This window comes from Bradyrhizobium sp. CCBAU 51765 (assembly GCF_015291725.1).
In the GTDB taxonomy this organism is placed as follows: Bacteria; Pseudomonadota; Alphaproteobacteria; order Rhizobiales; family Xanthobacteraceae; genus Bradyrhizobium; species Bradyrhizobium liaoningense.
On the sequence record NZ_CP030038.1, the window covers coordinates 2,098,923 to 2,111,072 of the forward strand.

General features: G+C 66.0%; 10 protein-coding genes. 5 read left to right on the forward strand and 5 right to left on the reverse strand.

Annotated elements, in window-relative coordinates; all coding sequences use genetic code 11:
* Positions 1 to 2: 2 nt before the first annotated feature.
* Positions 3 to 1,667: an aminotransferase class III-fold pyridoxal phosphate-dependent enzyme gene (locus XH96_RS09900; RefSeq protein ID WP_194392330.1), complete on the reverse strand. Its 1,665-nt coding sequence runs from the start codon at positions 1,665 to 1,667 to the stop codon at positions 3 to 5.
* A gap of 35 nt (positions 1,668 to 1,702) precedes the next feature.
* On the opposite strand from XH96_RS09900, the gene asd reads away from it, so the two are divergent.
* Both asd and XH96_RS09910 read left to right on the forward strand, forming a co-directional pair.
* Positions 1,703 to 2,566, forward strand: a complete 864-nt coding sequence (asd, locus tag XH96_RS09905) for an archaetidylserine decarboxylase (protein WP_194392331.1) — start codon at positions 1,703 to 1,705, stop codon at positions 2,564 to 2,566.
* A 66-nt stretch (positions 2,567 to 2,632) separates the two neighbouring features.
* The gene (locus XH96_RS09910) at positions 2,633 to 3,196 is read left to right on the forward strand and encodes an NUDIX hydrolase (RefSeq protein ID WP_194392332.1); all 564 of its coding nucleotides are present in this window, start codon (positions 2,633 to 2,635) and stop codon (positions 3,194 to 3,196) included.
* 51 nt (positions 3,197 to 3,247) lie between these two features.
* On the opposite strand, the gene XH96_RS09915 is transcribed toward XH96_RS09910, so the two are convergent.
* Entirely contained in the window at positions 3,248 to 4,597 is a 1,350-nt protein-coding gene (locus XH96_RS09915; RefSeq protein ID WP_194394087.1) for a FecR domain-containing protein, read from the reverse strand.
* A 323-nt stretch (positions 4,598 to 4,920) separates the two neighbouring features.
* Complete coding sequence (locus tag XH96_RS09920; protein WP_194392333.1) at positions 4,921 to 5,673, reverse strand: DUF2147 domain-containing protein; 753 nt, start codon at positions 5,671 to 5,673, stop codon at positions 4,921 to 4,923.
* A 755-nt stretch (positions 5,674 to 6,428) separates the two neighbouring features.
* On the opposite strand from XH96_RS09920, the gene XH96_RS09925 reads away from it, so the two are divergent.
* The gene (locus XH96_RS09925) at positions 6,429 to 7,634 is read left to right on the forward strand and encodes an extensin family protein (protein WP_194392334.1); all 1,206 of its coding nucleotides are present in this window, start codon (positions 6,429 to 6,431) and stop codon (positions 7,632 to 7,634) included.
* Between the two features lie 82 nt (positions 7,635 to 7,716).
* Here the strand turns inward: XH96_RS09925 and XH96_RS09930 are convergent, their stop codons facing one another.
* Positions 7,717 to 8,061: a DUF6665 family protein gene (locus tag XH96_RS09930; protein ID WP_194392335.1), complete on the reverse strand. Its 345-nt coding sequence runs from the start codon at positions 8,059 to 8,061 to the stop codon at positions 7,717 to 7,719.
* 43 nt (positions 8,062 to 8,104) lie between these two features.
* On the reverse strand, positions 8,105 to 8,740 hold the full coding sequence (locus XH96_RS09935) for a TetR/AcrR family transcriptional regulator (protein WP_194392336.1): 636 nt from the start codon (positions 8,738 to 8,740) through the stop codon (positions 8,105 to 8,107).
* Positions 8,741 to 8,936: 196 nt separating this feature from the next.
* On the opposite strand from XH96_RS09935, the gene XH96_RS09940 reads away from it, so the two are divergent.
* Positions 8,937 to 10,244: an HlyD family secretion protein gene (locus tag XH96_RS09940; protein WP_194392337.1), complete on the forward strand. Its 1,308-nt coding sequence runs from the start codon at positions 8,937 to 8,939 to the stop codon at positions 10,242 to 10,244.
* A 204-nt stretch (positions 10,245 to 10,448) separates the two neighbouring features.
* On the forward strand, positions 10,449 to 12,035 hold the full coding sequence (locus XH96_RS09945) for a DHA2 family efflux MFS transporter permease subunit (RefSeq protein WP_194392338.1): 1,587 nt from the start codon (positions 10,449 to 10,451) through the stop codon (positions 12,033 to 12,035).
* Positions 12,036 to 12,150 lie beyond the last annotated feature (115 nt).

Here is a 12,150-nt window from a genome sequence, read left to right on the forward strand (position 1 = left end):
CCTCAGCGCCCGAAGCGCTTCGCCAGCATCTCTTTCAGGATCTGCCGTTTGATCTGCTTGTTGGTGAGCATGCCGTCGTGCGACCAGAAGCCGTCGGCCTTCATCTTTTCGGCGGCGCGGACGAAGCGTTCGGCGACTTCGGTGAAGTCGGCGTCGGTGTAGTTGAGGCTGAAGATCAGCCGGCCGGTGCCGACCCAGCTCAGCGCCAGGCCCTCGGCGCGCAGGTAGTATTGCAGCATCCAGTTGTAGCGGGACGGCGTGGTGTATTTCACCGTCCAGATCGAGGAGAAGTTGGCGAACCGCACCGGCAGGTCGGCGCTCTCCATCATCCGGTTGAGCGTTTGGACGCGGCCGTTCCAGGTTTCCTCGAGGCCGTCATAGACCGCGCGGAAGTTCGGGCTGGCGAGGCGGCTCAGGAACTCGTCCATCGCCGTCATGACGTAGGGATGCGAATTGAAAGTGCCGCGGGCGAAGCAGATGTCGGCGGGACGATCGTCGCGGAAGCGGCGCATCAATTCCTTCTTGCCGCAGACCACGCCGACCGGCAGGCCGCCGGCGAGGCTCTTGCCGTAGGTGACCATGTCGGCGCGCACGCCGAAATATTCCTGGGCGCCGCCGGCGGCGAGACGGAAGCCGACGAAGACCTCGTCGAAGATCAGGACGATGCCGCGTTCGGTGCAGACCTCGCGCAGCGTCCTCAGCCACTCCGTGTAGGCGGCCCGATCGAAATTGCCGCCGCGGGAGGAATCGACCAGCGAGGAATCGCCGGGCGCGTTTGCGTTGGGATGCAGGCCCTGCAGCGGATTGACCAGCACGCAGGCGATGTCCTTGCGCGTCTTCAGCACGTGCAGCGTCTTCTCGGACATCTCGGCGAGGGTGTAGGTCTCGTGCGTGGGGATGGGATTGCCGACGCCGGGCTGCACGTCACCCCACCAGCCGTGATAGGCGCCGGCGAAACGGACGAGATGGGTGCGCTTGGTGTGGTAGCGCGCCAGCCGCACCGCCTGCATCACGGCTTCGGTGCCGGACATGTGGAACGAGACTTCGTCGAGGCCCGAGATCCGGCAGAGCCGGGTCACGTTGTCGAGGATGACGGGGTGGTAGGGGCCGAGCACCGGTCCGAGCGCATGCGCCCGCTTCTCGGCGCCCTCGATGCATTCCTTGTAGAAGTCGTTGCCGAAGATGTTGACGCCGTACGAGCCGGTGAGATCGTAAGAGGTGTTGCCGTCGACGTCGGTGACTGTGACGCCGCGCGAGGACTCCATGAAGGTAGAAGTGCCCAGGTGCTCGCGGACGAGACGCGAGAACTGGAACGGCACGCGGTAGCTCTCGGTGAAGTTCAGGTCGGAGATCTTGTCCGCCGCCTCCTTCGTCATCGCGCGGCCCTTCGGGTAGCGCTCGGCGTAGAGGCGGGCGAGGCGGAAGAAGCCGTCCTTGCGTTGCGCGGCGATGTTCGCGGGCGCACCGTCGCAGGAGAAATAGTCGTTCTCTCCGTACTCGTAGAACGGCAGCAGCCGCGCTACCCGGCGCGACATCTTGGAGTGCCCGGCGAGCGACCGGTGCTTGGCGCGGGAGAGTTCGATGCGCGCCTTGAGCTTCGGGAAGGCGGCGGCAGCGGACGCTGCGGCGGCCACGGACATCGAGAGAATCGGGAGTGTCGTTTCCATGACAACAAGCGCTAACCCTGCGAGCTGACAGATTCATGACAGTCAAAGCCCTCATCGCCTCTTTCACCCAGCAGGAAGACCTCAACTTCCTGTTGACCAACCGCATCCCCCGCGCGGCCCTGACCCGCTTCATGGGCTGGTTCTCCAAGGTCGAGAATCCGCTCGTCCGCGACTTCTCGATCGCGCTGTGGAAGCTGTTCTCGGACCTCGATCTGTCGGAGGCGCGCAAGACGCATTTCAAGAGCCTGCACGACTGCTTCACCCGGGAGCTGAAGCCGGGCCTGCGGCCGTTTGATCCGGATCCGGCGGTGGTGGCGAGTCCCTCTGATGGAATCGTCGGCGCCCACGGCAAGATCGCCGACACCGAGCTGTTCCAGGTCAAGGGTGCGCCCTATTCGCTGCTCGACCTGCTCGGCGATTCCGCGCTGGTCGACCAGCATCGCAACGGCTCCTTCGCTACGCTGCGGCTGACGTCGAGCATGTATCACCGCTTCCACGCACCCTATGACGCCCATATCGAACGCGTCACGCTGATCCATGGCGACGTCTGGAACGTCAACCCGATCGCGCTCAAGCGCGTCGAGCGGCTGTTCTGCAAGAACGAGCGCGCGGTGATCCGTACCCACCTCTCGACCGGCGAGGCGGTGACACTGGTGCCCGTTGCGGCGATCCTGGTCGCGAGCATCCGGTTGCACTTCCTCGATATGGTGCTGAACGCGCAGACGAAGGGGCCGGTCAATTTCCCCTGTGACGTCAATGTGGCCAAGGGCGAGGAGCTCGGCTGGTTCGAGCACGGCTCGACCATCATCATCCTGGCGCCCGGCGATTTCAACTTCTGCGACGGCATCGCCGAGGGCTCGCGCATTCGCGCGGGTCAAGCGCTCTTGAGGAGAAAGTAGCCTTCAATCTGCCGTCGCCGCTGGCTATATCGTCTGTCGGGGACGACGATTTTGGATGTGTGAGCGATGGCGCGGGCGCCGGTCTTGGCCGCGGGGGGAATTGTGCTGCGGCGTGGCTCGGCGCCGCTGATTGCGGTCGTGCGCCAGCGCAAGCGCAACGAATGGGTCCTCCCCAAGGGCAAGCTCGACGACGGCGAGACGCCGAAGGAAGCCGCGCACCGCGAGGTGCTGGAGGAGACAGGCCACGACGTCGCCGTGCACGAATTTCTGGGCACCCTCGTTTATCAGTCCGGCGGGCGCTCCAAGGTCGTGCATTTCTGGCGGATGGAAGCTGACGGCGAGCCGGTCCGCAAGCTGATGAACGACATCAAGGCGGTCGACTGGCTGACGCTGGACGATGCGATTGCCCGACTGTCGCGCGAATATGAGCGCGCGTTCCTCAATCAGGTCGGTCCGATCGCGCTTACGGCGGCGGGGCTGGCAGCGTCGCCGCCGCCCGAGCCGGCGCAAGCGGCCGATGACATCGATACCGCCTTGCAGACGCTGACGCCGGCCGAGGCGGCGTCCGTCGACGAGCTGCGCCACGGTTTGCTGCAAAAGGTGAAGGCGTGGCTGCGCGGCGAGGCGTGAGACCTGTTCACTCCGCTCTGCCGCGCTCGCAATGACGGAGGGGCGGTGTCGTCACCGCCGCTCTTTCCTTTCCTTCGGAGAAGGCGCCGGTCTTCGTGGCGGTGTGAGGCGCTGCTGGAATCCACCGGGACGCTGCATGCCTGGCTGTTGAGCCGCCGGCTGGCCCGGCTGCGGCAGCACGATTCCGTCGGGTTGGGATTGCATCTGTCCACCGCGCTGCGGCCGGGTTTGCGGCGCGGCGCCCGGCTGCGTTGCTTCTCCGCGGCGCGGTGCGCCTGTCGGGCGGCCTGCGCCTTGCGGCTGGCCCTGCTGTCCCTGGCCTGCGCGCCGGCCACCCGGCTGCATGGCGCCGCCTTGTCCCTGCCGCTGCGGCGGCTGCGCGCCTTGCCGGCCAGGCGTACCCGGCTGCTGCTGACCCGGACGGATGTTCTGGCCGGGCTGGCCGTTCGGCCGCTGTTGTGCCGGCGGCGTATTCGGCCGCAATTGCTGCTGCTGCGGCTGGACCGGTCGCGGAATGCGGCTGAGCGCGCCCGGATTGGCGCGGCGGAAGTCGCGCTGCTCGGTGACGATCTGCCGGCCCGTGGTTTGTGCCAGATGCACCTGGCTGACGAAGCCGCGGTCGCGCGCGATCTGCTGCGCGGGAATCGTGATCGGTACCGCGGCAAAGCGCATGACGCCGCCAGCGGCGCCCGAACCCGGCCGGATCGCAAAGCCGCTGGACGGCTGTGTCAGCGCGCCGAGCCGCGTGCCGCTGCTGCGGTCGTCAACGTCGATGTGGCCGACCCGGCCGTCGGCGTCGGGATAGAGCTTGATGTTGACGTTGCTGGCCCTGCTCGCCGCGCCTTCCGGCACCTCGACGACGCCGGTGGTGCCGCGGATGCCGAGCGTTGCCGTCGGCGTGGTGATCTTCATGTCGCCGGTCTTCGCCACCGCTGCCGCCACGAAGGCAACCGTGCCCTTGCCGACGTCGAAGATCGCCGAATTCTGCCTGCCGCCGTCCTCGTAGACGTAATTGTCGATCGTGATTTTGGCGCTGGCCGAGAGATTGAACGTGGTGGCGTCGTTGAAGGTGATGCCGAGCGAGGAGTTCGACGAGGTCTGCACCACGTCGTTGAGATAGATGTCGTCGCGCACGCGCAGCGGATAGGAGTTCCTGTCGCGGATCACGGTCGCGATCCCCGTCACCGTCGCGACGTTGCCGATCGGCTCGATGGCGGCGGGCTGTGCGTCTGCAGCGGGTGTCGGTGAGGCCGACGGCGTCGGGGAGGGGCCGGGTATCGGCTGTGCCTGCGGCTGCGCCTGGGCGAGCTCGATGGCCTCGGAGCCGAATGCCATGTTGCTGCCGGCCAGCGGCAAGGCCAACAGGGCGAGCGCGAACACGAGGCGGGGCCAGGCTACCAATGAAGTCACGAGGAGGTCCGGTGAGAACGCGAGGCGAGAGCTGCGGATTTCAGCCGCGGGCAGCTGAATGGCGGATGAACATGGGCGGCAAGAGAGGGACGTTCAAGCAGCGCGCGATGCGAGCGTGGGGTCGGCTATTTCGGCAACGTCATGGCCGGGCTTGTCCCGGCCATCCACGCTTTGCCGGGCGGCACCAAGAACGTGGATGCCCGGGACAAGCCCGGGCATGACCAAGATTTGTGCGAGCCGCGCGAGATCCTCAGGTGCGCAATTGCGCACCATAGTTCGATGCTTCGCATCGCCCCGGGATGACACCGTCGGTGTCAGCTCACGCGCTTCCAGGTCTGGCCGCCGCAGAACATGCCGCCGAAGGCGCAACCCTGCACGCGCATCGCATTCGGACCCTTCATCGAGATCGTGGAATCGTAGTTGCGGCCGGAGTCGGGATCGTGGATGCGGCCGCTCCACTTCGAGCCGTCGGGCCTCATGTTGATCAGGATGCGCGCATTGGTCTTCTCGGCGTAACCGCAGAGATTGGCGCCGCACTGCTCGACGCGGACATTGCCCTTGTTCTCTTCGGTCGTCCACAGGCCGATCGGCGAGTTCGGCGCCGCCACGGGCGCGGTGGCAACAGGAGCCGGGGCCGGCGCAGCAACGACGGGAGCGGGCGGGGCAATCGGAGCAGGCGCAGGTTGCATCTTGTCGACGCCGACGGACGGAGCGGCGGCAACGGTCGCTGCCGGGGCGGCGGGCGTGGTCACGGCCGGCGCCGTGGGCGGAGCCGCCTGCACCGGAGCCGGCGCGGGCTGCGCCGTCGTGGGCGCGGGAGCCGGCGTGACGTCGAGGTCATCGTCCTTGAAACCGCCGAGGCCCTTGAGGTTGATGTCGTTCAGCTTGATCGGCTTGTCCGACAGGCCCGGTGCGACGATGGTCACGCAATCGAGCGAGGCGCAGTTGCGCGGCGTCTCGATGCGAATGCGCTGGCCTTCGATCTGGAACGAGATCGAATTGCCAGCATGTGCGGCGGCAGTCGAAGCGAGGAAGAGAGCGGTGGCGGCGATGGAGAGCTTGTTCATGACAACCTCTGAAAATGGCGTGGTCGCGATATGACAGGTGTCGCTGGTGGATGAAGCGTGGTTCGACCCTACGCCGGGGTGCTCGGGTGTTCTGTGATGGGCGTCACAACGGCGATCGCGCCTGTAGCGCGGGCTGGCCCTACACCTTGTCGGCGCCCAGGGGGGCCGCCCTTGCATCTTCACTGCGAGCTGCGCGGCTGGCTCGATATCCATGAATTTCTCGCACGCGGCGAGATGCGCAGTGTCGTGCCCTCGCCATTTGCGGGAGAGCACCGCTTCGCTGGCCGACACTGTCTGCACGAGCACAAGCGCGCTTGCTCGCCTCGTCCCCCGCAAGAGAAGGAAGAAGAGCCTGCGCTTGATGCGCCTCCAAAGCGTGATGGGATGAAGCTTGCTGCAACGACGGAGGTGCACTCCCTCTCCCGCTTGCTTGCGGGAGAGGTGAACGGCCCGCGGCGATCGATTCAACCCAAAGCCGTTCCGCTTAGATCATGCCGAGGACGATAGCGCCGACGAAGGCCATGGCGAGGTAGGCGGTGATAACGCTCAGTCTGCCGGCCAACGTCATGAGGTCGCTCCCGATGGTCGCGCGCCCTGCCATGACCATCATGGTTAACAGAGAGTCAGCTCGCGAAAAAGGCAGTCTCGCTGTCGCTCATCGTCGGCAGCCGGCAGCGCGCGCGCCCGCCATGGTTAAGGAAGGCTGAAATCAACGTGTTGAAGAGTCTTTAAGTAAATTCACCGAACGTGCGTGCATGACGCGCGGAGTTCGTTTGTATCTCGTCGGCTCCATCGTCCTTGTTTCGCTAGCGGGTTGCGGACGCGGCTTCTTCCAAGCCGAACGCGAACCGTGGCGGGCCGAGGCGGAAGCCGCATGCCTGAAATCGGGCGCGGTGAAGGAGAGTGCGGACATCGTCCGCATCGACCCGATTTCCGGCCCCGGCCAGTGTGGCGCCGAGTTTCCACTCAAGGTCGCAGCGATCGGCGAAGCCTCCAGCACCTATGGCTTTGCCGACGAGCCATTGCGTCCGCCGGGGAGCATCGGCAACCAGCCGCGCTGGCCCGTGACACAACCGCAATCGAACTATCCGCAGGGTCAGAACTACCCGGCCTCCTCCTATCCGCCGCGGTCGAACTATCCCGAGAGCGCGACGCGCCAGCCGTCCGGCTATGGGGCCTCCGCCGGGCCGATGTCGCTGAACGCGCCCGGCGTGGTGCCGCAGGAGGACGAGATCGACCTGCCGCCCGAAGGCACCGATGCCGCCGGGGCTGCGCGCTACATGAATGCGCCGAGCTATCCGGCTCGTCCTGCGCCTTACTCGCAGGCGCCCGCGCAGCAGCCACTGCCGCGCCTTGGTCCGGCGCAGGGCAATCCCGTCACCGCGGTCGGTCCCGTCGCGATCAAGCCGACGGCGACGCTGGCCTGTCCGATCGTGTCCGAGCTCGACCGCTGGCTCGCCGACACGGTGCAGCCCTCGGCGATGCGCTGGTTCGGCGTCCGCGTCGCCGAGATCAAGCAGATCTCCGCCTATTCGTGCCGCGGCATGAACGGCAACTCGCGGGCCCACATCTCCGAGCACGCCTTCGGCAACGCGCTCGACATTTCCGCCTTCGTGCTCGCCGACGGCCGCCGCGTCACCGTGAAGGACGGCTGGCGCGGCATGCCGGAGGAACAGGGTTTCCTGCGCGACGTGCAATCGGGAGCGTGTGCGCATTTCACCACCGTGCTCGCGCCGGGCTCGAACGTCTTTCACTACGATCACATTCACGTCGACCTGATGCGCCGCGCCAGCCGCCGCCTGATCTGCCAGCCTTCCGCCGTGTCCGGCGAGGAGGTCGCCGCGCGCGCGCAATCGCGCAGCCCTTATGCGAACGCGCGCGATCGCTTCGTCACCGGCTCGCTGGGTGCGCGCAAGAGCATCGCGCGCAAGCACGAAGAAGACGAGTACGTCGACGAGTAGCGGCGCGTTTCACCCATGGCCCGGATGGAGCGAAGCGCGGTCCGGGACAATCGTCCCCGCATTCCGCTTCGCTCCATGCCGGCTACGATCTACGAGGCCGGCTTGACGGTGCCGGGGCCAGCCCCATGCACAGCTGCACCTCACTCGGGACGTTGTAGGTGCGCATGATGTGGCGGCTGTCGCGCAAGCCGGACGCCTCACGTTGGACGACGAACATCCAAAGCGCGTGGCCGGCTTCCATCACCAGCTTGCGCCTGGCCGGCTGCATCGCGGCCGGAACCTCCGAGGGAGCGTGGGCGGCGTCGAATTCGCGCAAGCGCGCGAGACTCTGTTCGAGTGCGCGGCCCATCCGTCCAAGCGCCGAGGCCTGTTCCTGGACGATCTCGTAGTGGAGGATGTCGACCGGCGGGCGAAGATCACGAGACATGGCCGCAATATAGTGCCGCCCGGCCCGTCTGCGCAACGCGCTGCTACTTCGTCTTGTACGCCGCCAGGAACATCCGCGTTGCGCTGTCGACCACCTCGGTCATGCGCTGTTCCGAGGGCGCGGGCGCGGCCTGGAAGACGAAGGGCAGGAACAGCGAGGCCTTGCACAGCTCCATGAACTGCGAGGCGGCAAGATCGCAATCGTCGATCTCGAGATCGCCCGCGGCGACGCGGGCCTTGAGATAACCGGAAAGGCGGTTGATGGACTTGTCGAGCACGCGCCCATAGTAGCGGCGGCCGACATCGGGCATGCGTTCGGCGATCGCCATCACGGTGCGGATCGCCGACCCGCCGCCGGGCCGGCAGACCAGGTGAAGGTAGGCGAGGCCAAACTCCTTCAGCGTGGTCTTGGCGTCACGGGCGGGATCGAAATTGAACACGACCTGGCCGTGCTGGAGCGCTTCCTGCTCGAGGATGGCTTCGAACAGCGCGCATTTGTCGGCGAAGTAGACGTAGAGCGTGCCCTTCGAGACCTGAGCGGCGCGCGCGATCTCGCCCATGCTGGCGCCATCGAAACCGAGATCCATGAACACTTTGCGGGCGCCGTCGAGGATCTGGCGGCGCTTGGAGCTGTCCTCTTCATGGACAACCTGCGGATGTTCGTTGGCAACTACAACCATTGGTTTAGAGTCTCGGAAAAGTTTTTGGGCCGGATCAGGTCCATGAAACCCGAATAAAGCCTTCGAGGTCGTATGGTCTGTCCGTGAAGATTGTTTATATTGACCGAACGGTTCGGTCAATGGTACTTGGAGTCAGCGAGAGGGAACCGGCTGCGCAGCGGCCGCCCTCGATCGCACATATTTGGGGGAGGCCTTTATGGCCGTATCGAGAGACCAGACTGCTCGCGTCCTTCGCCAGGACGCGGCGGAGCAGCAGTCGGGCGATGATGCTGCGTCCGAGACAGCCGCACCCCATGCCGAGCAGTCGCGCGCTCATGTGGCCGAGGAAGCGAAACGTCCGTCCCCGGAGGCGCCAAAGCCCGTGACCGACAAGCCGGCCGCACCCGCGCCGGGCGCGCCCGTCGCCGCTGCGCCCAAATCCGGCAAGCGCAAACTCGTCCTGATGGGCGTCGGCCTCGTCCTCGCGCTCGCGGCCGCGAGCTACGCCGGCTATTACACGCTGGTCGGCCGCTTCTATGTTTCCACCGACGACGCCTATGTGCGCGCCAACAACACCATGCTCGGCGCGCGCGTTGCCGGCCACATTGCCGCGATCCTCGCCGGCGACAACACGCCGGTGCGTGCCGGTGACATCGTCTTCCGCATCGACGACGGCGACTACAAGATCGCGGTCGAAGCCGCCGCGACCAAGATCGCGACCCAGCAGGCCACCATCGACCGCATCGGCCGCCAGGTCGCCGCGCTCGACAGCCAGGTCGCGCAGGCCAAGGCGCAGCTCGTCTCCGCGGAAGCGGGCCTCAAGCGCGCCGACCTCGATTATGAGCGCCAGCAGGCGCTGAGCAGCAAGGGCTTTGCGTCGCGCGCCACCTTCGAGAGCTCGGAAGCCGGACGCGATCAGGGCGCCGCCGCGGTCAAGGCCGCGCAGGCCGCCTACGACGTTGCCGTCAGCAATGTCGATGTCGCCAAGGCGCAGCAGGCCGAAGCCCAGGCCCAGCTCGCCGAGCTCAAGACCACGCTGGCCAAGGCCGAGCGCGACCTCGCCTTCACCGCGGTGCGCGCGCCGGTCAATGGCACGTTCTCCAACCGCCTGGTCAATACCGGCGACTTTGTCGCGGTCGGCCAGCGCCTCGGCAACATCGTGCCGCTCGACGACGTCTATGTCGATGCCAACTTCAAGGAGACGCAGCTCAAGCGCATCCGCCCCGGCCAGCCGGTGACGATCAAGGTCGACGCCTACGGCATGCGCAAGTTCTCCGGCGTCGTCGACAGCATCGCGGCGGGTGCGGGCTCGGTGTTCACGCTGCTGCCGCCGGACAACGCCACCGGCAATTTCACCAAGATCGTGCAGCGCGTGCCGGTCCGCATCCGCGTGCCGAAATCGGTGGCGAAGCAGAACCTGCTCCGTGCCGGCATGTCGGTCTACGCCACCGTCGACACCAACAAGGGCGCCGCCGACGCCGACAGCGAGGTCGATCTCGACGATCCCGCGGTCCATCCGCAGTAGGTGCGGTGATGTTCGAGACGAGCGCCGCTTCGTCTTTCACCTCTCCCGAAGGGAGAGGTCGGATCGCATCGGAAGATGCGATCCGGGTGAGGGGTTACGCTCTCTCGTGGAAGCTGCGGCCCCTCACCCGATTTGCTACGCAAATCGACCTCTCCCCGATGGGGAGAGGTGGATCGTGCCCTCTCGCGCGAGCTGAGTGAGAGAATGGCCACCGCCACCACCGCTTCGCCCGACATGATGGCGGCCGCCGCGGAAGAGCGCATTGCGCCGAAGCGGCTGTTCGCGTTCATCATCATGGTGTTCGGGATGTTCATGTCGATCCTGGACATCCAGATCGTCTCGGCTTCCCTCAGCGAGATCCAGGCCGGACTGTCGGCGAGCTCCAGCGAGGTCTCCTGGGTTCAGACCGCCTATCTGATCGCCGAAGTCATCGCGATCCCGCTGTCCGGTTTTCTGTCGCGCGCCTTCGGCACGCGGCTGCTGTTCGCGATCTCGGCGGCCGGCTTCACCGCCTCGAGCCTGCTCTGCGGCTTTGCCACCACCATCGAGGAGATGATCGTCTGGCGCGCGCTTCAGGGCTTTCTCGGCGCCGGCATGATTCCGACGGTGTTCGCCTCGGCCTACACCGTCTTCCCGCGGACGAAATTCCACATCGTCGGGCCCATCATCGGGCTTGTTGCGACCTTAGCTCCCACGATCGGGCCGACGGTCGGCGGCTACATCACCGACCTGATGTCGTGGAACTGGCTGTTCTTCATCAACGTCGTGCCCGGCATCGGCATCACCATCGGCGTCCTGGCGCTGGTCGATTTCGACGAGCCGCAGTTCGAACTGCTCGACCGTTTCGACTGGTGGGGCCTGCTGTTCATGGCCAGCTTCCTCGGGACGCTGGAATATGTGCTGGAGGAAGGCCCGCAATATGAATGGATGCAGGATACGTCGGTCGCGATCTGCGCCTGGATCTGCGCGATTTCGGCGATCGCCTTCTTCTGGCGCGTGTTCACGGCGGACGAGCCGATCGTCAATCTGCGCACCTTCTCCGATCGCAATTTCGCCGTCGGCTGCACGCTGCAGTTCTGCATCGGCATCGGCCTCTACGGCCTGACCTATATCTATCCGCTCTATCTCGCCCAGGTGCGGGGCTACAGCGCGCTGATGATCGGCGAGACCATGTTCGTGTCCGGCATCACCATGTTCCTGGTCGCGCCGCTGGTCGGCCGGCTGATGGCCACGCTCGACATGCGCTACATGATCGCGTTCGGCCTCATCGTGTTCGCGATCGGCTCCTACCAGATGACCTGGATCACCCGCGAGTACGATTTCTACGAGCTGCTGGTGCCGCAGATCCTGCGCGGCGTCGGCATGATGTTCGCGATGGTGCCGACCAACAACGTCGCGCTCGGCACGCTGCCACCTGACCGGGTGAAGAACGCGAGCGGCCTGTTCAACCTGATGCGCAACCTCGGCGGCGCGGTGGGTCTTGCCGTCATCAACACCGTGCTCAACGACCGCACCGACCTGCACATCGCCCGCCTGCAGGAGCGCGTGACCTGGGGCAACGCGAACGCGACCGAAACCCTGAGCATGTTCATGCAGAAATTCCAGGGGCTCGGCGATTCCACGCTGATGGCGATGAAGCAGCTCTCCCAGCTCGTGCATCGCCAGGCCGTGGTGATGAGCTTCGGCGACGCCTTCCTCATGCTGACGCTGTTCTATCTCGGCCTCAGCCTGCTGGTCGCGCTGCTGAACAAGCCGGCCTCGCCGTTCGGGGCCGGCGGCGACGCGCATTGATCGGGCCACATGCTCGGTGTCATCGCCCGGCCTTCGACCGGGCGATCCAGTACTCCGAGACAGCGCGGTTAGAACCGAGAAGCCGCGGCGTACTGGATGCTCCGCCTTCGCGGAG

Coding starts and splice junctions, on each gene's coding strand:
- XH96_RS09930 (WP_194392335.1), bottom strand. CDS start 8,061: ATGTCTCGTGATCTTCGCCCGCCGGTCGACATCCTCCACTACGAGATC.
- XH96_RS09945 (WP_194392338.1), top strand. CDS start 10,449: ATGGCCACCGCCACCACCGCTTCGCCCGACATGATGGCGGCCGCCGCG.
- XH96_RS09940 (WP_194392337.1), top strand. CDS start 8,937: ATGGCCGTATCGAGAGACCAGACTGCTCGCGTCCTTCGCCAGGACGCG.
- XH96_RS09900 (WP_194392330.1), bottom strand. CDS start 1,667: ATGGAAACGACACTCCCGATTCTCTCGATGTCCGTGGCCGCCGCAGCG.
- XH96_RS09935 (WP_194392336.1), bottom strand. CDS start 8,740: ATGGTTGTAGTTGCCAACGAACATCCGCAGGTTGTCCATGAAGAGGAC.
- asd (WP_194392331.1), top strand. CDS start 1,703: ATGACAGTCAAAGCCCTCATCGCCTCTTTCACCCAGCAGGAAGACCTC.
- XH96_RS09920 (WP_194392333.1), bottom strand. CDS start 5,673: ATGAACAAGCTCTCCATCGCCGCCACCGCTCTCTTCCTCGCTTCGACT.
- XH96_RS09910 (WP_194392332.1), top strand. CDS start 2,633: ATGGCGCGGGCGCCGGTCTTGGCCGCGGGGGGAATTGTGCTGCGGCGT.
- XH96_RS09925 (WP_194392334.1), top strand. CDS start 6,429: ATGACGCGCGGAGTTCGTTTGTATCTCGTCGGCTCCATCGTCCTTGTT.